This is a genomic window from Pseudomonas sp. 9_2_1, from assembly GCF_059295275.1.
Map to the genome: position 1 here is coordinate 4,964,077 of NZ_CM181239.1, position 19,063 is coordinate 4,983,139.

Below are 19,063 nucleotides of genomic sequence, written 5' to 3' on the forward strand. Positions count from 1 at the left end.
AGGGCAGGAACCCGTAATGAAAGGCGACGTAAGCGTCATCCAGCATCTCAACAAGATCCTCGGAAACGAGCTGGTCGCGATCAACCAGTACTTCCTGCACGCTCGCATGTACGAAGATTGGGGCCTGAACAAACTCGGCAAGCACGAGTACAAGGAATCCATCGACGAGATGAAGCACGCTGACAAACTGATCAAGCGTATTCTTTTCCTCGAAGGCATCCCCAACGTTCAGGACCTGGGCAAGCTGCTGATCGGCGAGCACACCAAGGAAATGCTCGAGTGCGACCTTAAACTTGAAAAGAAAGGCCTGGCCGACCTCAAGGCAGCCATCGCCCATTGCGAAACGGCTGGCGACTTCGGTTCGCGTGACATGCTCGAAGACATCCTCGAGTCCGAGGAAGAACACATCGACTGGCTGGAGACCCAGCTGGGTCTGATCGACAAGATCAGCATCGAGAACTACCTGCAATCGCAGATGGGCGAAGAGTAAAAGCTTCCCGCATAAAAAAACCCGCCAAGTGCGGGTTTTTTCATGTCTGCAGGCAGATCAGGCTTCGGAGGCCTTCGCCTTTGCAGCGGCGTCCTTGATCAGGGTCTGCAGCTCGCCGTTCTCGAACATCTCCAGCATGATGTCGCTGCCGCCAACCAGCTCACCGGCTACCCACAGCTGCGGGAAGGTCGGCCAGTTGGCATATTTTGGCAGGTTTGCGCGGATTTCCGGGTTCTGCAGGATGTCGACGTAGGCGAACTTTTCGCCACAACCCATCACAGCTTGCGATGCCTTTGCCGAGAACCCGCACTGCGGGGCATTCGGCGAGCCTTTCATGTAGAGCAGAATGGTGTTGTTGGCAATCTGCTCTTTGATCGTTTCGATGATATCCATGTAGCACCTCGGCTGAACTTTCCGACGTCGTCGTCGGCACGGTGACGCATTGTATCGGAAAGCCAGGCAGCATGCTCGGCCTTACCGTTCCTCACGCGGCCTCCACCTGCACGGGCACGCCATTGAGTGCAGCATTGCCGGAAACCTGATCGCGCAGGCGCTCATCGGTGAGGTCGTTGGCACTCACCCCCGGCTGGGCCCGGGCTACCTGCAACTGCACGCCCTTGCGTGCATGGCCGAAGCCATGGGGCAGGCTGACCACGCCGGGCATGATATCCGCGCAGGCCTGCACCTCCACTTCAAGGGTGCCGGTGCGCGAGCGGATGCGTACCCGCTGGCCATCCTGCAACTGGCGCTGCTGCAAGTCTTGCGGGTGCATCAACAACTGATGGCGTGGCTTGCCTTTGACCAGGCGCTGGAAATTGTGCATCCATGAGTTGTTGCTGCGCACGTGGCGACGTCCGATGAGCAGCAATTCGCCCGGTACCGGGGGCGGCTGTTGCGCCAGCCGCTGCAGGTCGTCCAGCAGTACCTGCGGCGCCGCTTCCACAGCCTTGCCGACCGTCGCCAGGCGCGCCGCGAGGTTGGCACGCAACGGTCCAAGGTCGAGGCCATGCGGGTGATTGTCCAGTGTCATGAGCGAAAGCTGCCATGGCGTGGCCTCGCCATAACGCCCCTTGCGCAGGGCCAGGTCGATCATCTGTGCTGGCGCCAAGGTCGGTTTCAACTCCCGCTCGGCACGCTTGGCGAATGCCTGTGCAAGACCGACAAATATCTCCCAGTCGTGCAGCGCGCCTTGCGGCCTGGGCAGGATTGCCCGGTTGAAACGCGTCACGTTGCGCACGGCCAGCAGGTTGAAGGTAGTGTCGTAGTGGTCGTTCTCCAGTGCCGAAGTGGACGGCAGTATCAGGTCGGCGTGGCGCGTGGTCTCGTTGATGTACAGATCGATGCTCAGCATGAAGTCGAGGCCTGCGAGCGCGGCATCCAGCTGGCGGCCGTTGGGCGTGGACAGCACAGGGTTGCCGGCCACCGTCACCAAGGCACGCACCTGCCCGTCGCCGGGGGTCAGCATCTCCTCGGCCAAGGCCGCCACGGGCAGTTCGCCGGCATACTCCGGCAAGCACGAAACCCGGCTCTGCCAAGCGTTGAAGTGGCCACCGGAAGTGCTCGCCACCAGGTCGACGGCAGGCTCCGTGCACAACGCGCCGCCTTCGCGGTCGAGGTTGCCGGTCACCAGGTTGATCAGTTGCACCAGCCAGTGGCAGAGGGTACCGAAGGCCTGGGTGGAAACACCCATGCGGCCGTAGCACACCGCCCGCTCAGCAGCGGCGAAGTCGCGTGCCAGTTGCCGAATCTGCGCTGGCGCGATGCCACAATGCGCGCTCATGGCCTCTGCAGTGAACGGCGCAAGCGCTTCGCGCACCTGCTGCAGCCCGTTGATGGGCAAATGCGAGCCCCGCGTCAGGCCTTCGGCGAAGAGGGTGTTGAGCACGCCGCCGAGCAGGGCAGCATCCCCGCCTGGGCGCATGAACAAGTGAGTGTCCGCCATCGCAGCCGTTTCGCTACGCCGCGGGTCGATCACCACCAGGCGCCCGCCACGTGCCCGCAGGGCCTTCAGGCGCTTTTCCACGTCTGGCACGGTCATGATGCTGCCATTGGAAGCCAGTGGGTTGGCGCCGAGGATCAGCATGAAGTCGGTGTGGTCGATATCGGGGACCGGCAGCAGCAGGCCATGGCCGTACATCAGGTGGCTGACGAGGTGCTGCGGTAACTGGTCCACCGAAGTGGCAGAGAAACGGTTGCGGGTTTTCAGCAGGCCGAGGAAATAGTTGCTGTGCGTCATCAAGCCGTAGTTGTGCACGCTTGGATTGCCCTGATAGACCGCCACGGCATTGCGCCCGTGGGCTTGCTGGACTGCCCACAGTCTGTCGGCGGCCAGGGTAAAGGCTTCATCCCAGCCAATGGCTTGCCAGCCCTCGCCCACGCGTTTGTGCGGCTGGCGCAGGCGGTCGGGATCGTTCTGGATATCCTGCAGGGCCACGGCCTTGGGGCAGACATGGCCACGGCTGAACGGATCCAGGGGATCGCCCTTGATCGAGGTAATCAGCGCCCGCCCGTCGTCCTCGTGGCTGACTTCTATGTTTAACCCGCAAATCGCTTCGCACAGGTGACAGGCACGGTGATGCAGGGTCTTGGTCATGGCCGCCTCTGCCTTGTTGGTGTCGAGCAATGACTATGCGCCCGGCCCCTCCCCCCCGCCAGCGCGCTTCGCCGCGTGAATCCAGCGTCATCAGGCGCACGATTCGCGACAGCCATTTGCCAAATTGCCAGCAAGCCGTGTACAACCGTCTGTAGCAAATAAAAAACAGCACCGCCCTGCGGGTCGAGACACCCTTTGCAACATCCTTAGCGATCGGCAGCTGTTTCCCCTCTTGGTTTCAGGCGACATTTAATTATAGTATTGCGCCTTTCCCTATTTCGTCCGCCCCGTGCGGCTTACGCCGCAGGTCACTCCCGTTGTCAAAAAAAACCATACGGTCGACCTGCATACCGTTGCAGATAAGGTAGTCAATCATGAGCGCTAGGCACTTTCTCTCCCTGCTGGACTTCACCACCGACGAATTGCTCGGGGTGATCCGCCGCGGCATCGAGCTGAAGGACCTGCGCAAACGAGGCGTGCTGTTCGAGCCGCTGAAAAGCCGCGTGCTGGGCATGATCTTCGAGAAATCCTCGACCCGTACCCGGGTGTCGTTCGAAGCCGGCATGATCCAGCTCGGCGGCCAGGCGATTTTCCTGTCCCCGCGCGACACCCAGCTGGGCCGGGGCGAGCCGATCAGCGACAGCGCCATCGTGCTGTCGAGCATGCTTGACGTGGTAATGATCCGTACCCACGCCCACAGCACGCTCACCGAGTTCGCCGCCAACTCGCGCGTACCGGTGATCAATGCCCTGTCCGACGAGTCGCACCCATGCCAGCTGCTGGCCGACATGCAGACCTTCCTCGAACAGCGTGGCTCGATCCAGGGCAAGACCGTGGCCTGGATCGGCGATGGCTTCAACATGTGCAACTCGTATATCGAGGCCGCCCGGCAGTTTGGCTTCCAGCTGCGCATCGCCTGCCCGGAAGGTTACGACCCGGACCCGCGCTTCATGGCCATTGGCGGTGACAGCGTGCAAATCGTCCGCGACCCGAAGGAAGCCGTGCGCGATGCCCATCTGGTCACCACGGATGTCTGGACTTCCATGGGCCAGGAGGAGGAAACTGCACGGCGCCTGGCGCATTTCGCGCCTTACCAGGTCACCCGCGAACTGCTCGACCTGGCCGCACCCGACGCCCTGTTCATGCACTGCCTGCCCGCCCACCGTGGCGAGGAAATCAGCCATGACCTGCTCGACGACCCACGTTCGGTCGCCTGGGACCAGGCTGAAAACCGCCTGCATGCACAGAAGGCCCTTCTCGAATTCCTTGTCGAACCGGCTTACCACCACGCATGAGTCAACCCCTACTGCTCAACCTGCGCAACCTGGCCTGCGGCTATGGCGACCAGCGCATCGTCCAGAACCTCAACCTGCACCTGAACGCAGGCGACATTGGTTGCCTGCTGGGCTCATCCGGTTGCGGCAAGACCACCACCTTGCGCGCCATCGCCGGTTTCGAGCCGGTGCATGACGGCGAGATCCAGCTGGCCGGCGAGGTCATTTCCCGGGCGGGTTTCACCCTCTCGCCGGAAAAACGCCGTATCGGCATGGTGTTCCAGGACTACGCGCTGTTCCCGCACCTGACCGTTGCGCAGAACATTGCCTTTGGCATTGCCAAGCACCCACGCCAAGCCGCCGTCATCGACGAGATGCTCGAACTGGTCAAGCTGGGCGGGCTGGGCGGGCGGTACCCGCATGAGCTGTCCGGCGGCCAGCAGCAACGGGTCGCACTGGCCCGGGCGCTGGCGCCCGAGCCGCAGCTGCTACTGCTCGACGAGCCGTTCTCCAACCTTGACGTGGAGCTGCGCCGGCGCCTCAGCCATGAGGTTCGCGACATCCTCAAGAGCCGTGGCACCAGCGCCATCCTGGTCACCCATGACCAGGAAGAAGCCTTCGCCGTCAGCGATCAGGTCGGCGTGTTCAAGGAAGGCCGCCTCGAGCAGTGGGACACGCCCTACAACCTTTATCACGAGCCGCAGACGCCGTTTGTGGCCAGCTTCATCGGCCAGGGCTACTTCATCCGTGGCCAGATGAGCAGCCACGAAGCAGTCAATACCGAGCTGGGTGAATTGCGCGGCAACCGTGCCTACATCATGGCGCCGGGCAGCTCGGTAGATGTGCTGTTGCGCCCGGACGATATCGTGCATGCGCCAGATAGCCAGCTGCGGGCGAGCATCGTCGGCAAGAGCTTTCTCGGGGCATCGACCCTGTATCGCCTGCAGTTGCCCACCGGCAGCCAGCTGGAGGCGATTTTCCCCAGCCATGTCGACCATCAGGTCGGCGGCGATGTGGGTATTGCGGTGAAGGCCGATCACCTCGTGCTGTTCCCGGTGCCGGGCAGTGTCGCGGCGCAGCTCCCGCGGCAGGAGAATGGGGTTCGTCGGCACAGCTCGGCGACCTGACTCGACATATGGGGCCGCTTGGCGGCCCCAAAAATCTCAGCCCCGGCCGATCCCGGCAAACTTGCCCTGGGTGTGCTCGGCCAGCACCACCGCCGCCAACTCCACTTCCAGCCCACGCCGTCCAGCACTGACATGGATGGTTGCAAAATTCTGCGCCGAGTCATCGATGAAGGTGCGCAGGCGCTTCTTTTGCCCAAGCGGGCTGATGCCGCCGACGAGGTAACCCGTGGCTCGCTGCGCCGCCGCCGGGTCAGCCATCTCGCACTTCTTCACCCCGGCAGCATGGGCCAGGGCCTTGAGGTCCAGCGTGCCCACCACCGGTACCACCGCTACAAGCAACTCGCCTTTCTCGCTGCTCGCCAGCAACGTCTTGAAAACCTGCTGTGGGTCGAGGCCAAGCTTTTCCGCTGCCTCCAGGCCGTAGGAGGCCGACTTCGGGTCATGTTCATAACTGTGCACGCGGTGTTCGGCGCGATGCTTTTTCAGCAGATCTAGGGCGGGGGTCATGCACGGGCTCCGGGCTGGGACGGCTCGGCGGCTACTTTAGGACAATTCCCACTTCCCAGCCAGCGCACCGCAATCGCGCCGCTCTACAACGCGGCTGCAACGGGGCTACGCAGTAGAAATACGCAGCCAGATCGTGACTGATCGTTCACTTTCGACCTTTGACATAAGCGTTTCTTGTCTATATTTTTTCGTTTCCGAATAAACGGTGCACTTTTAGCGTGCATTTCCTACATCTGCCTGGGGTCAAGGGGATAGACACCGGGCTTTGCTGTCGAGCGCCACGCGCCTCACAACAAAAAAAACGAGGTCATACATGACGACTGCTCTACGCCAACCCACGTTGTCCAGCCAATGCCTTGCCGAATTTCTCGGCACTGCCCTGCTGATCTTTTTCGGCACCGGCTGCGTCGCTGCGCTGAAGGTCGCGGGCGCCAGCTTTGGCTTGTGGGAAATCAGTATCATCTGGGGCGTTGGCGTCAGCATGGCCATCTACCTCACGGCCGGTATTTCCGGTGCTCACCTGAACCCGGCCGTGAGCATCGCCCTGACCCTGTTTGCCGACTTCGACAAGCGCAAGCTGCCTTTCTACATGCTGGCCCAGGTCTGCGGCGCGTTCTGTGGGGCGGCACTTGTCTACACGCTGTACAGCAGCCTGTTCTTCGATTTCGAACAGGCGCACAGCATGCTGCGCGGCAGCGAAGCCAGCCTGGAGCTGGCCTCGGTGTTCTCCACTTACCCGCATCCCTCGCTGTCCACCGGCCAGGCGTTCCTGGTGGAAGTGGTGATCACCGCCATCCTGATGGCCGTGATCATGGCCCTGACCGATGACAACAACGGCCTGCCGCGCGGCGCCATGGCCCCGCTGCTGATCGGCCTGCTGATTGCAGTGATCGGCAGCGCCATGGGCCCGTTGACCGGCTTCGCCATGAACCCGGCCCGCGATTTCGGGCCAAAACTCATGACCTTTCTGGCCGGTTGGGGCGAAGTCGCCTTCACGGGTGGACGAGACATCCCTTACTTCCTGGTTCCGCTGTTCGCACCGATTCTTGGCGCCTGCCTGGGTGCCGCGACCTATCGTGGCCTGATTGCCCGCAACCTGCCAACGGCAACAGCCGCAAACCCTGAGACAAATGACAATCGCCAGGGCGATACTCAAGTCAATTGATGCCGGCATCACGCCCAGCCCTGACCCCCTATTCATGCAAGGCCTAAGACCATGACAGACACCCAGGACAAGAACTACATCATCGCCCTGGACCAGGGCACCACCAGTTCGCGAGCGATCATCTTCGATCGTGACGCCAATGTGGTGGGCACCTCCCAGCGCGAGTTCGCCCAGCACTATCCGCAGGCGGGCTGGGTCGAACACGACCCGATGGAAATCTTCGCCACCCAGAGCGCGACCATGGTCGAGGCCTTGGCCCAGGCAGGTATCAGCCACGCACAGGTTGCCGCACTGGGTATCACCAACCAGCGCGAAACCACCGTGGTGTGGGACAAGGAAACCGGTCGCCCGGTGTACAACGCGGTAGTCTGGCAGTGCCGCCGAAGCACTGAGATATGTGCCCAACTCAAGCGTGACGGCCATGAAGACTATATTCGCGAAACCACCGGCCTGGTCACCGACCCGTACTTCTCCGGTACCAAGCTGAAGTGGATCCTCGACAATGTCGAAGGTGCCCGCGAACGCGCCGAGCGTGGCGAACTGCTGTTCGGCACCATCGATACCTGGCTCATCTGGAAGTTCTCCGGTGGCAAGGTGCACGTCACCGACTACACCAACGCCTCGCGCACGCTGATGTTCAACATCCATAGCCTGCAATGGGACGACAAGCTCCTGGAAATCCTCGGTATCCCGCGGCAGATGCTGCCCGAGGTGCGCCCTTCCTCGGAAGTGTACGGTCACACCAAGAGCGGGATTGCCATCGCCGGTATCGCCGGCGACCAGCAATCTGCCCTGTTCGGCCAGATGTGCGTAGAGCCAGGCCAGGCCAAGAACACATACGGCACCGGTTGCTTCCTGCTGATGAACACCGGCGACAAGGCTGTGAAATCGTCCCATGGCCTGCTCACCACCATCGCCTGTGGCCCCCGTGGCGAAGTGGCCTATGCGCTGGAAGGTGCCGTGTTCAACGGCGGCTCAACCGTACAGTGGCTGCGTGACGAGCTGAAAATCGTCAATGACGCGCTGGATACCGAGTATTTCGCCAGCAAGGTCAAGGACAGCAACGGCGTGTACCTGGTCCCGGCCTTCACCGGCCTGGGTGCACCGTACTGGGACCCGTACGCCCGCGGGGCGCTGTTCGGCCTGACCCGCGGGGTGAAGGTGGATCACATCATCCGCGCCGCGCTGGAGTCGATCGCCTATCAGACTCGCGATGTGCTCGACGCAATGCAACAGGACTGCGGCCAGCGCCTGTCGGAACTGCGTGTGGACGGTGGCGCGGTCGCCAACAATTTCCTCATGCAGTTCCAGGCCGACATCCTCGGTACCTGCGTGGAGCGGCCGAAGATGCGCGAGACTACCGCCCTTGGTGCTGCCTACCTGGCCGGCCTGGCCTGCGGCTTCTGGAGCGGCCTGGACGAACTGCGCGACAAGGCGATCATCGAGCGCGAGTTCAGCCCGCAACTGGATCAGGCGCAGAAAGAAAAGCTGTATGCCGGCTGGAAAAAGGCCGTCGAACGTACCCGTGACTGGGAAGATCACGAGGCGTAACACGACGTGGGGCCGTCACGCGGCCCCAATCGTCTACTGGCTGTCATCCGCTTCCTACGGCATCATTGCAGAATTTGTCCGGCTGCCCCAAAGGACCGCCCATGAATCTGCCTCCCCGCCAACAACAAATCCTCGAACTGGTGCGCGAGCGCGGTTACGTCAGTATCGAAGAAATGGCGCAGCTGTTTGTCGTTACGCCGCAAACCATCCGCCGTGATATCAATCAACTGGCCGAACTCAACCTGCTGCGCCGTTACCACGGGGGTGCAGCGTATGATTCGAGCATCGAAAACACTGCCTATGCCATGCGCGCTGACCAGATGCGCGACGAAAAGCAACGCATCGCCGAAGCCGTGGCCCGGCAGATTCCCGACCATGCCTCGCTGTTCATCAACATTGGTACCACCACCGAATCCATTGCCCGGGCGCTGCTCAACCACAATCACCTCAAGGTCATCACCAACAACCTGCACGTGGCAGCGATCCTGGCCGCCAAGGAAGATTTCGAAGTGTTGATCGCGGGTGGCACGGTGCGCCGAGATGGCGGCGTGGTCGGCCAGGCCAGCGTCGATTTCATCAGCCAGTTCAAGGTCGATTTCGCCCTGGTGGGCATCAGTGGCATCGATGAGGACGGCAGCTTGCTGGACTTCGATTACCAGGAAGTACGGGTATCCCAGGCCATCATCGCAAATGCCCGCCAGGTGGTCCTTGCGGCCGACTCGAGCAAATTCGGGCGCAATGCCATGGTGCGCCTGGGGTCGATCAGCCTGGTCGATTGCCTGGTCACCGACCAGCCGCCGACGGACGGTCTCGGTCAGTTGCTTACCCAGTACAAAGTCCGGGTTGAGGTGGTTTGAGCCGTGCTGAGGGGCGGCGCCCGATCGGTCAGGCGCCACAGCTGCGAAACGGGACACCCCGAACGCGAAAATTTTCGTAAATGTTCATTTTCCTGTCATCTGATCAGTTTTTTCTATAAAGACTGACTGGCGACCGGCTTCCTGTTGCGCTAATATTTTCGGAAACGAACATAAATGTTCATATTCGCTATGAACAGCCTCAGGAGGCCTTGCCCGTGTCCCAGCCCGTTCCGTCCCAGCCCCCCATCGCCGACTGCTATGATCTCGCCGTGATCGGCGGCGGCATCAATGGCGTGGGCATCGCTGCCGACGCCGCCGGGCGCGGCCTGAAGGTATTCCTTTGCGAAAAGGATGATCTGGCCCAGCACACCTCTTCTGCGAGCAGCAAGCTGATCCACGGCGGCCTGCGCTATCTGGAGCACTACGAGTTCCGCCTGGTGCGTGAAGCACTGGCCGAGCGTGAAGTGCTGCTGGCCAAGGCGCCGCATATCGTCAGGCCGATGCGCTTCGTGCTGCCGCACCGCCCGCACTTGCGCCCTGCCTGGATGATCCGCGCCGGCCTGTTCCTCTACGATAACCTGGGCAAACGCAAGCGCCTGGGCGCTTCGCGTAGCCTGCGATTCGGCCCGGGCTACCCGCTCAAGCCTGCCATCACCCGCGGTTTCGAATATGCCGACTGTGCGGTGGATGACGCCCGCCTGGTGGTGCTCAATGCCATGGCGGCCCGCGAGCACGGTGCACATGTGCATACCCGTACCCGCTGTTTGCGCGCCGAGCGTATCGATGGGCTGTGGCAGGTGGACCTGCAGCACGCCGATGGCAGCCTGCAAAGCATTCGCGCCCGTGCCCTGGTCAACGCCGCCGGCCCGTGGGTCGCCAGCTTCATCAAGGACGACCTGAAGCTTGAGGCGCCTTACGGTATCCGCCTGATCCAGGGCAGCCACATCATCGTGCCGCGGCTGTATGAAGGCGAACACGCCTACATCCTGCAGAACGAAGACCAGCGCATTGTCTTCTGCATTCCTTACCTGGAACGCTTTACCCTGATTGGCACCACCGACCGGGAATACAGCGGTGACCCCGCACAGGTGAAGATCACGGAGCAAGAAACCGACTACTTGCTGAAAGTGGTGAATGAGCACTTTAACCATCAGCTCGGCCGCAGCGATATCCAGCACACGTATTCTGGGGTTCGGCCGCTGTGCAACGACGAATCGGACAACCCGTCAGCCGTCACCCGTGACTACACCCTGGCCTTGTCTGCAGGTGAAGGCCAGGCGCCTCTTTTGTCGGTATTCGGTGGCAAGCTCACCACCTACCGCAAGCTCGCCGAATCGGCGATGGCCGAGTTGAAGCCGTATTTTGCCCAAATGAGCGCAAGCTGGACTGCTACGTCCGCGCTCCCGGGCGGAGAGGAAATGACTACGCCCCAGGCGCTGGTCGACGCAATTCTGGCTCGCTGTGGCTGGTTGCCAGCCGACATCGCCAAACGCTGGGCGGTCACCTATGGCAGCCGCGTCTGGCAGTTGCTCGAAGGCGTGCACGGGCCGCAGGACCTCGGGGCATCCATCGGCGGTGGTCTGTTCTGCCGCGAGGTGGATTACCTGCGCAGCAGCGAATGGGCCAGCACTGCCGAGGACATTCTCTGGCGTCGTACCAAGCTGGGTCTTTTCACTACCGCACAGGAGCAGCAGGCCTTGAAAGACTACCTGCAGCGGCTCGAAGAGAACCAGGCGCGCACTCACGCCGCCTGATTCACAATGGGTTACGCCGCAGCACTGGAAACCAGATGCTGCGGTTGGTCACGACCGGCTCATCCGCTCCCAGGCCTCCCTGGCCAATGTGCGGATGAGCACCTCCTCTTCCGCTTGCAGAGCGTGCATCAAAATATCGGCGCCTTCGAGATAGACCTGATCGCCTTCGGTATGCGCTCTCCCCTCCAGCTCGACCAGCTGTGCATGGTAAGGCTCGGCAAGCGCTTCGAAACGCTCGGTATAATGCCTGCGCACATAACGCTGCCAGAACGGGCGTTGAACCAGCGAATCGAGAACTTGCTCAGGGGTTTCGTGTTGCAATACATCGACCTGGGCTTTGATCAGGTCGGCCTCACCTACCTGTGCCACGGATGCGTAATGCATTTCGTCCGCATGCACGGGCAACTCCAGCACTCGAGCAAGCTGGTTGCGGAAGTACAAGCGCACTTCAACCTCGTCAACGTTACGCGCACCTTGGTTGCGTAGCCGCTCGACATGTCGAGCGGCGATGGTATCGACGCGGTCAAGACGATGCAGCTGTCGCCCCAACTCAACCAGGCGCTGCTCCACCATGGCCGCTGGCAGCCCGGAAATTCCGCGCTGCACCAGCACACCTACCTCCAGCTGGTTGAGCAGGTACAACAGGCGATCCTCGCAGGTGAGCACGCTGCCAACTTCGCGGAAAATCGCTTCGCGTAGCTCCTCGCTCTGTTCACAGGCTTCAAGGATGCGCCATATACGCCTGCGATAAAGAGCTGAACTCTCGGCAAAGTCCTCAGAATGAGTGAGTTCGGCGAGAAATCTGAACAAGTCTTCGGAGCCTGGCTCGCTGGAAAGACGGTTCCATATCCCCTCGCGTCGCAGGCGTCGCTGTGCCTGGCGGCTTTCTACCAGCGCTTCACGCACCTCACCATCGGCCTGGGCATGCTGGCGGGCAGGACGGCCGCGCGCCCCGCCCTGACTCTGCTCCCCCGCCCGCACTTGCTCAAGGTAATTGCGGCTGGTGTCGTTCAACGGGTTGTCATGCAGCTCTAATTGCTGCAACCGGCGCGTAAGCCCATGCACCTCGTCTTGCAGCTCGGTAATGCGGTTATCACGCAAGTCCACCAGCGCCCGCCACGAAGCCCGCTCCAGTAACTGACGGATATCGACCTGGCCAGTAGAGCGCAGGTACAGGTGACGCACGTGGCGCAAGCCGGAGAGGTCCGGCGCCTGCAATTCGGGGTTGAAACTCAGTTCGATGGACTCGAGCAGTGACAACTGAGCCAGCTGTCGATTGCCAATAGCGTCGATGGTTATGCGGTTGTTGGAAAGGTCGATCCTGCGCAACTGCACCAGCCGCTCAATGCCTGCTGGAATGGCCGTAAGCCTGTTATTGCTGAGATCAAGCTCGACAATGTTGGGAAAGCGACGAAGGAAGTCCTCATCAATTGTCTGCAGCCCCATGTCCCGCAGTACCAGCCGCCTGACATGGGCGAAGTCGACGCCTTCGGGCAACGTGGGCAAGCCGGCGATGTGCTCGCCGCTGATGAGCAGTTCGTAATGATCATTCACATCAACCAGCTTGCGCCGCCAGCTACGTCGCAGTGTGTCGGCAACACGCCTGCGACGTAGCGCTTCCACCGGAGTACTCCATGCGGCTTGCCACTCGGTCAACGCGTTTCGCAAGCTCTCGAGCTGGCGTTGCAACGCCAGGTAATGATCCCAGATGTTTACTCCCCGGGCCCGCACTGCAGCCAGGTAGGCATCCAGTTGCAGTTCGCTGAGTGTCGGGAAGATCTGATGAATGCCACGCCTGATCGCCTGGTAGCTGCTTTCCCCGCCTCTTCCGCTCAGTGAATAGCCCAAGCGGCCGTCGGCAAAACGTCGCGGCGGCCGCAGGCGCGTCTCGGCAGCAGGCAACCCCATGGCCTGCGCAGCCAGATCCCGGTCCCCCTTGGCTTGTTCCAGAAGCCACGCGCGCAATTGCTTCACGGTGAGGCCGGGATCGCCTAAAACGGCTTTCTGACTGCCATCCAGGCATTCAAGCACCACCTTGAGCAGCGGCTCCTCCAGCGTGGCGGCAGCCTCTGCGAAGCGGTACCGCCATTCGTTCCTGACCACGATCCGGGTCAGCTCACTGCCGCCATCACCGGTGGCGAACAACACCGGCCCTTGCGAACTGCCCTCTCGCAACTCGATGCGCACGTTATCCGGCCAGGGCGCCTTGCGAGCAAGAAGCCCGAATACCAGGCTTTCACTGTCGACGTTGATCGCCTGCGGCAATCTGATCCCCAGGCAGGCACGGTCCAGGCGGCTCTCGCGCACAGACCAGCGCGCACGCTCGGCCAGGCTCAAAGGGATTGGCTTGCCCGGGCCGAGGCGTTCGAGCAAAGCACTGCTCGAATGATCGATGACTTCCTGGGCGGCTCGCGGGCTCAGCCCTTTGAAAGCAGCCATCAGCAAGGCCTGCTGCTCAGTGGCTGGTTCACGCAGGCCGTCCAGTGCCTGCTCGAACGCTGCGCCCGTCAGGGTGGGGTCGCTTTTATGCAGTTGCCAGCGCTCGTGGGCATCGAGCAAGCGAGCAGGCGCTGGCGCATTTTCCACTCGCAACCGGCGAACTCGCTCCAGGTCAAGGCCAGTAACGCGTAACAGGTCCAGGGCATCGTCCGAGATCAGGCGGGAAAGTGCCGCAGGCTGCAGGTCTTGCAGCAATACGGCCGAGTTGCTCTCCATGTGCGGCAGATCCCGCTCGAACCCCAGTTTCACCACGCCGTCCCGGAACCTTGGAACAAGCTCATCGACAAACGGGGTACGCGTTATGGTGTGAATCGCGCCTGCAGTAGCACCGGCAACCACCAGCGCTTGCGCCACGTCGAACAGGTGACCCAGAGCTGCCTGGCGGTCGCCCAGGCGCCAGTCCTGATAGCCCTCATAGATGCCATCGAGCAATTGCGCCGCACTGACCACCAGCATCAGCTCACCCAGCACAGGCACGAAAAGGCCTGCCCAGCCCAACAGGTCCAGCCAGGCCGATACCATGCTGCGCAGCCGCTCATGGCGGGCGGCCAGGTCCTCATCGCCGGTCGGTACAGCCAGGTAGCGGGCGTCGGCAAAAATCTTGTCTATCTGCTGAGTGCCTGCGTAGGCAAACAACGGCTTGTCGATGCTCAGGTTGCGCCCGTCCAGCTCGATGGCCGCTTTGCTTGCATCCTTCGCCAGCAGCGCTCCCACCGCCTTGTTGAATGCGGGCCGATCCTGCGCCCGGATGAACCGGCCGAAGAATTCCCGGTACGCAGACGCACGCAGTGCCAACCCGATCGCCTCGTACAACGCCTGCCAGGAAGCATGTCGGAACAATGCCTGGCCAGGGCTGCCAGGGATCCAGGCGATCACGCTTTCCAGGCTGTCATCCACCTTGCGCCGGATCTCCACCGTGATCACGCCGACGATGCGTTTGCCCAGCAGGTAAAGCTGGCGGGGCGTGACCGACGACGAGGGCGCGGCGATAGCAGGCTGCGATGTGAAGAAGGCTGACATGCAGTCATGTTCGAAACTGCTCAATTGCCCCTTGAAGACGCCTTCACGTACCGCGACATCCAGCCGCGACCGCAGCGCATTCTCGAACAGCTCCTCTACCTCTCGGCGCGCCTGTGCCGTGGTCTGGCCACGACCTGAGCGGGTCGGTCGCAGCACCGACATCAGTTTCGCCTGGTAGCGCGCCCCGATATCCAGCGTGCGACACAGACCGGCGAAGCGCTCGAAACTCAGCGGCAGGCGCTCTCCCCGCTCGCCGGTCAGGTGGGCGTGGCGATGGATGGAGGGCTGCAGCTCATCGCTGGCGAAGTTATGCATTGCGGCCGCAAGCAGACTTTGCCGAGAGCTGAAGGTCACCATGGGCTGGTAGAGCTTTTCGGCAGCAGACGGATACTGGATATCCTGCGTGATCACGACCTTCATCACACGCACGTCGCCCACCAGCCCCTGCTCACGTAACGCCGCCTCCAGTAATGGCGCTGCGAACGCATCAAGCGCGGGAATATCTGCAAAGAAACGCTGCATGCGCTCCGCGCAGGCTTGCTGTGCGTGCATTGCCTGGCGCAGTGCAAGGACTTGCTCCTCCCAGCCGTTGGTCATCCACGCGGGTAATTGCCGGGCTATCAGGTGATCTACCGAACCGGTGGGTATTACGTTGCTTGGCGGCGCCATGGCTGGCCTCCATGAGTTGGGCCTGCCAGAACATCACGTACCGGGATCAGTTCAGCGGTAGATAGATCCTACCCACTGCAAGGCGCGAGCACTCATTCGGATTGCCGAACGATGATCGAGCCATCATTCGGAAAGCCGTACCAAGCGCCGCAACATCTAATGGTCAAAAAAGATTAATTCCCAGTGTTTACACAGCGTTATGATCTGAACCAGAGCTTGGCACGACTCATGCTCTACACTTGGTAGCCGAATGCACCCGCTTCATGCGGTATTCGTTGAACGAAAGAGTCCGCCAACGGCTCCATAAAAAAAACAAACACGTCGAGGGAAATTTGATGCGTATCGTTCGTCAATTGCTGGGCGCCGCCATCGCGGCTGCAGTCATCGCTTCGCCGGCCATGGCCGAGGAGCTCACCGGCACCCTGAAGAAGATCAAGGACTCAGGCACCATCACCCTGGGGCACCGCGACTCCTCCATTCCGTTTTCCTACCTGGCCGGCAAGCCCGAGCCCGTGGGCTACTCGCATGACATCCAGCTGGCTGTCGTCGACGCCCTGAAGAAGCAACTGGGTACGGACATCAAGGTCAAGTACAACCTGGTCACCTCCCAGACCCGCATCCCGCTGGTGCAGAACGGCACCGTCGACCTGGAATGCGGCTCCACCACCAACAACGTCGAGCGCCAGCAGCAAGTCGGCTTCACCGTGGGCATCTTTGAAGTCGGTACCCGCCTGCTGACCAAGGTCAAGGACGGTCAGCCAGCCTACAAGGACTTCCCGGACCTGGCTGGCAAAAACGTCGTGACCACCGCAGGCACCACTTCCGAGCGCCTGCTCAAGGCCATGAACGCTGACAAGCAGATGAAGATGAACGTGATTTCCGCCAAGGACCACGGTGAAGCCTTCAACATGCTCGAAAGCGGCCGCGCCGTGGCCTTCATGATGGACGACGCACTGCTCGCCGGCGAAATGGCCAAGGCGCGCAAGCCTGCTGACTGGGTTATCACCGGTACCCCACAATCGTACGAAATCTACGGCTGCATGGTGCGCAAGGATGACGCGGCATTCAAGAAAGCGGTGGATGACGCCATCGTCGGCTATTTCAAGTCGGGCGAAGTCAACAAAAGCTACGACAAGTGGTTCAACCAGCCGATCCCGCCAAAGGGCTTGAACCTGAGCTTCCCGATGAGCGACGAGCTGAAAAAGCTGATCGCCGAGCCGACCGACAAGGCAGCGGACGAGAAGAAATCCTGACCCCCAGCCAGTGGCCTGATGCGCTGCAAAGCGCGAATTAAACCTGCAGGCCACCCGTTAGTGTCTAACCTTTCATCCGAGGGCGTTGCGCCCTCGGATGTTGGAAGGTGCCCGTGAAACAACCGTCTGAGGGGAAATCCCGATGAATTACAACTGGGACTGGGGCGTGTTCTTCAAGTCCACCGGCGTGGGCAGCGAAACCTATCTGGACTGGTACATCACCGGTCTGGGCTGGACCATCGCCATCGCCATTTCCGCCTGGATCATCGCCTTGCTACTGGGGTCGGTGCTGGGCGTCATGCGTACGGTGCCAAACCGGCTGGTGTCGGGTATTGCCACCGCTTACGTGGAACTGTTCCGCAACGTGCCACTGCTGGTACAGCTGTTCATCTGGTACTTCCTGGTGCCGGACCTGCTGCCCGAAGGCCTGCAGGAATGGTTCAAGCAAGACCTGAACCCGACCACTTCGGCGCTGATCAGCGTGGTTGTCTGCCTCGGCCTGTTCACCGCCGCCCGTGTTTGCGAGCAGGTGCGGACCGGCATCCAGGCGCTGCCCCGTGGCCAGGAAGCGGCCGCCAGGGCCATGGGCTTCAGCCTGTCGCAGATCTACACCAATGTGCTGCTGCCGCAGGCCTACCGGATCATCATTCCGCCGCTTACGTCAGAATTCCTCAACGTGTTCAAGAACTCCTCGGTGGCGTCGCTGATCGGCCTGATGGAGCTTCTGGCGCAGACCAAGCAAACGGCCGAGTTCTCCGCCAACCTGTTCGAGGCCTTCACCTTGGCCACGCTGATCTACTTCACCCTGAACATGGGCCTGATGCTGCTGATGCGTATGGTCGAGAAGAAAGTCGCCGTGCCCGGCCTGATTTCCGTGGGGGGCAAATAAATGGAAATGGATTTCAGCGAAATCATCCCGGCCCTGCCTGCCCTCTGGGACGGCATGATCATGACCTTGCAGCTGATGGCCATGGGCGTGGTCGGCGGTATCGTGCTCGGTACCATCCTGGCCCTGATGCGCCTGTCGTCCAGCAAGCTGATGTCGCGGGTAGCCGGCGCCTACGTCAACTACTTCCGCTCCATCCCGTTGCTGCTGGTGATCACCTGGTTCTACCTGGCGGTACCCTTCGTGCTGCGCTGGATCACTGGCGAAGACACCCCGGTCGGGGCCTTCACCTCGTGCGTGGTCGCGTTCATGATGTTCGAGGCCGCGTACTTCTGCGAAATCGTCCGTGCCGGCGTGCAGTCGATCTCCAAGGGCCAGATGGGCGCCGCCCAGGCCCTGGGCATGACCTACAGCCAGACCATGCGCCTGATCATCCTGCCGCAGGCATTCCGCAAGATGACCCCGCTGCTGCTGCAGCAGAGCATCATCCTGTTCCAGGACACCTCGCTGGTGTACACCGTGGGCCTGGTGGACTTCCTCAACTCGGCACGCTCCAACGGCGACATCATCGGGCGCTCCCATGAGTTCCTGATCTTCGCCGGTGTCGTGTACTTCATCATCAGCTTCTCCGCTTCGTGGCTGGTCAAGCGCCTGCAAAAAAGGATCACCGTATGATTTCCATCAAGAACGTCAACAAGTGGTACGGCGACTTCCAGGTGCTGACCGACTGCACCACCGAGGTGAAAAAGGGTGAAGTGGTGGTGGTCTGCGGCCCTTCGGGCTCGGGCAAATCCACCCTGATCAAGTGCGTCAACGCGCTGGAGCCGTTCCAGAAAGGCGATATCGTGGTCGACGGTACCTCGATCGCCGACCCCAAGACCAACCTGCCCAAGCTGCGCTCGCGGGTGGGCATGGTGTTTCAGCACTTCGAGCTGTTCCCGCACCTGACCATCACCGAAAACCTGACCATTGCCCAACGCAAGGTCCTGGGCCGCAGCGAAGCGGAAGCGACCAAGAAGGGCCTGGCCCTGCTCGAGCGCGTCGGCCTCAGCGCCCACGCCAAGAAGCATCCGGGCCAGTTGTCCGGCGGGCAGCAGCAGCGCGTGGCCATCGCCCGCGCGCTGTCGATGGACCCGATCGTCATGCTGTTCGACGAACCAACCTCGGCGCTGGACCCGGAAATGGTCAACGAAGTGCTGGACGTGATGGTCGAGCTGGCCCACGAGGGCATGACCATGATGTGCGTGACCCACGAAATGGGCTTTGCCCGCAAGGTGGCCAACCGCGTCATCTTCATGGACAAGGGCAACATCATCGAGGATTGCCAGAAAGAAGCCTTCTTCGGTGACCCGACGGCCCGCCACGAACGCACCCAGCACTTCCTCAGCAAGATCCTGCAACACTGATTTTGCTTCACT

At 61.5% G+C, this 19,063-nt stretch carries 15 protein-coding genes; 11 read left to right on the forward strand and 4 right to left on the reverse strand.

What is annotated here, in order from left to right; genetic code table 11:
• Positions 1 to 16: 16 nt before the first annotated feature.
• Positions 17 to 490, forward strand: a complete 474-nt coding sequence (gene bfr / locus AC5O5I_RS22550) for a bacterioferritin (protein WP_172230423.1) — start codon at positions 17 to 19, stop codon at positions 488 to 490.
• A 57-nt stretch (positions 491 to 547) separates the two neighbouring features.
• Here bfr and grxD read toward each other — a convergent pair whose 3' ends face one another.
• Together grxD and AC5O5I_RS22560 are read right to left on the reverse strand one after the other, a co-directional pair.
• Positions 548 to 883 (reverse strand): Grx4 family monothiol glutaredoxin, encoded by a 336-nt coding sequence (gene grxD, locus AC5O5I_RS22555; protein ID WP_012313029.1) that lies wholly within the window; start codon positions 881 to 883, stop codon positions 548 to 550.
• Between the two features lie 91 nt (positions 884 to 974).
• A complete protein-coding gene (locus tag AC5O5I_RS22560) occupies positions 975 to 3,083 on the reverse strand; it encodes a molybdopterin-dependent oxidoreductase (protein ID WP_494511603.1) in 2,109 nt (702 codons plus the stop codon).
• A 374-nt stretch (positions 3,084 to 3,457) separates the two neighbouring features.
• Here AC5O5I_RS22560 and argF point away from each other — a divergent pair, with 374 nt between their 5' ends.
• Positions 3,458 to 4,378: an ornithine carbamoyltransferase gene (argF, locus tag AC5O5I_RS22565; protein ID WP_172288646.1), complete on the forward strand. Its 921-nt coding sequence runs from the start codon at positions 3,458 to 3,460 to the stop codon at positions 4,376 to 4,378.
• Positions 4,375 to 5,484 (forward strand): ABC transporter ATP-binding protein, encoded by a 1,110-nt coding sequence (locus tag AC5O5I_RS22570; protein ID WP_172288648.1) that lies wholly within the window; start codon positions 4,375 to 4,377, stop codon positions 5,482 to 5,484. Before argF ends, AC5O5I_RS22570 begins: the two co-directional genes overlap by 4 nt.
• A 36-nt stretch (positions 5,485 to 5,520) precedes the next feature.
• Here the strand turns inward: AC5O5I_RS22570 and ybaK are convergent, their stop codons facing one another.
• Complete coding sequence (gene ybaK / locus AC5O5I_RS22575; RefSeq protein WP_105945838.1) at positions 5,521 to 5,991, reverse strand: Cys-tRNA(Pro) deacylase; 471 nt, start codon at positions 5,989 to 5,991, stop codon at positions 5,521 to 5,523.
• Between the two features lie 313 nt (positions 5,992 to 6,304).
• Here ybaK and AC5O5I_RS22580 point away from each other — a divergent pair, with 313 nt between their 5' ends.
• The 4 genes from AC5O5I_RS22580 (at position 6,305) to glpD (ending at position 11,318) form a co-directional block, all read left to right on the forward strand.
• Positions 6,305 to 7,156, forward strand: a complete 852-nt coding sequence (locus AC5O5I_RS22580) for an MIP/aquaporin family protein (RefSeq protein WP_172225266.1) — start codon at positions 6,305 to 6,307, stop codon at positions 7,154 to 7,156.
• Positions 7,157 to 7,207: 51 nt separating this feature from the next.
• Complete coding sequence (gene glpK / locus AC5O5I_RS22585) at positions 7,208 to 8,707, forward strand: glycerol kinase GlpK (RefSeq protein WP_172225269.1); 1,500 nt, start codon at positions 7,208 to 7,210, stop codon at positions 8,705 to 8,707.
• Between the two features lie 101 nt (positions 8,708 to 8,808).
• Positions 8,809 to 9,564, forward strand: coding sequence for a DeoR/GlpR family transcriptional regulator (locus AC5O5I_RS22590; protein WP_172225272.1), 756 nt, complete (start codon positions 8,809 to 8,811; stop codon positions 9,562 to 9,564).
• 215 nt (positions 9,565 to 9,779) lie between these two features.
• Positions 9,780 to 11,318, forward strand: coding sequence for a glycerol-3-phosphate dehydrogenase (gene glpD, locus AC5O5I_RS22595; protein WP_494511604.1), 1,539 nt, complete (start codon positions 9,780 to 9,782; stop codon positions 11,316 to 11,318).
• Positions 11,319 to 11,366: 48 nt separating this feature from the next.
• Here glpD and AC5O5I_RS22600 read toward each other — a convergent pair whose 3' ends face one another.
• Positions 11,367 to 15,506: an NEL-type E3 ubiquitin ligase domain-containing protein gene (locus AC5O5I_RS22600; protein ID WP_494511605.1), complete on the reverse strand. Its 4,140-nt coding sequence runs from the start codon at positions 15,504 to 15,506 to the stop codon at positions 11,367 to 11,369.
• 335 nt (positions 15,507 to 15,841) lie between these two features.
• Between AC5O5I_RS22600 and AC5O5I_RS22605 the strand changes: the two genes are divergently transcribed.
• The 4 genes from AC5O5I_RS22605 (at position 15,842) to AC5O5I_RS22620 (ending at position 19,051) form a co-directional block, all read left to right on the forward strand.
• Positions 15,842 to 16,759, forward strand: a complete 918-nt coding sequence (locus AC5O5I_RS22605) for a glutamate/aspartate ABC transporter substrate-binding protein (protein WP_172225281.1) — start codon at positions 15,842 to 15,844, stop codon at positions 16,757 to 16,759.
• A 142-nt stretch (positions 16,760 to 16,901) separates the two neighbouring features.
• On the forward strand, positions 16,902 to 17,648 hold the full coding sequence (locus tag AC5O5I_RS22610) for an amino acid ABC transporter permease (protein WP_172225284.1): 747 nt from the start codon (positions 16,902 to 16,904) through the stop codon (positions 17,646 to 17,648).
• Positions 17,649 to 18,320: an amino acid ABC transporter permease gene (locus AC5O5I_RS22615; protein WP_172225287.1), complete on the forward strand. Its 672-nt coding sequence runs from the start codon at positions 17,649 to 17,651 to the stop codon at positions 18,318 to 18,320.
• The gene (locus tag AC5O5I_RS22620; RefSeq protein WP_172225290.1) at positions 18,317 to 19,051 is read left to right on the forward strand and encodes an amino acid ABC transporter ATP-binding protein; all 735 of its coding nucleotides are present in this window, start codon (positions 18,317 to 18,319) and stop codon (positions 19,049 to 19,051) included. The genes AC5O5I_RS22615 and AC5O5I_RS22620 overlap by 4 nt, the downstream gene beginning before the upstream one ends.
• Positions 19,052 to 19,063 lie beyond the last annotated feature (12 nt).

Coding starts and splice junctions, on each gene's coding strand:
- bfr (WP_172230423.1), top strand. CDS start 17: ATGAAAGGCGACGTAAGCGTCATCCAGCATCTCAACAAGATCCTCGGA.
- grxD (WP_012313029.1), bottom strand. CDS start 883: ATGGATATCATCGAAACGATCAAAGAGCAGATTGCCAACAACACCATT.
- AC5O5I_RS22560 (WP_494511603.1), bottom strand. CDS start 3,083: ATGACCAAGACCCTGCATCACCGTGCCTGTCACCTGTGCGAAGCGATT.
- argF (WP_172288646.1), top strand. CDS start 3,458: ATGAGCGCTAGGCACTTTCTCTCCCTGCTGGACTTCACCACCGACGAA.
- AC5O5I_RS22570 (WP_172288648.1), top strand. CDS start 4,375: ATGAGTCAACCCCTACTGCTCAACCTGCGCAACCTGGCCTGCGGCTAT.
- ybaK (WP_105945838.1), bottom strand. CDS start 5,991: ATGACCCCCGCCCTAGATCTGCTGAAAAAGCATCGCGCCGAACACCGC.
- AC5O5I_RS22580 (WP_172225266.1), top strand. CDS start 6,305: ATGACGACTGCTCTACGCCAACCCACGTTGTCCAGCCAATGCCTTGCC.
- glpK (WP_172225269.1), top strand. CDS start 7,208: ATGACAGACACCCAGGACAAGAACTACATCATCGCCCTGGACCAGGGC.
- AC5O5I_RS22590 (WP_172225272.1), top strand. CDS start 8,809: ATGAATCTGCCTCCCCGCCAACAACAAATCCTCGAACTGGTGCGCGAG.
- AC5O5I_RS22600 (WP_494511605.1), bottom strand. CDS start 15,506: ATGGCGCCGCCAAGCAACGTAATACCCACCGGTTCGGTAGATCACCTG.
- AC5O5I_RS22605 (WP_172225281.1), top strand. CDS start 15,842: ATGCGTATCGTTCGTCAATTGCTGGGCGCCGCCATCGCGGCTGCAGTC.
- AC5O5I_RS22610 (WP_172225284.1), top strand. CDS start 16,902: ATGAATTACAACTGGGACTGGGGCGTGTTCTTCAAGTCCACCGGCGTG.
- AC5O5I_RS22615 (WP_172225287.1), top strand. CDS start 17,649: ATGGAAATGGATTTCAGCGAAATCATCCCGGCCCTGCCTGCCCTCTGG.
- AC5O5I_RS22620 (WP_172225290.1), top strand. CDS start 18,317: ATGATTTCCATCAAGAACGTCAACAAGTGGTACGGCGACTTCCAGGTG.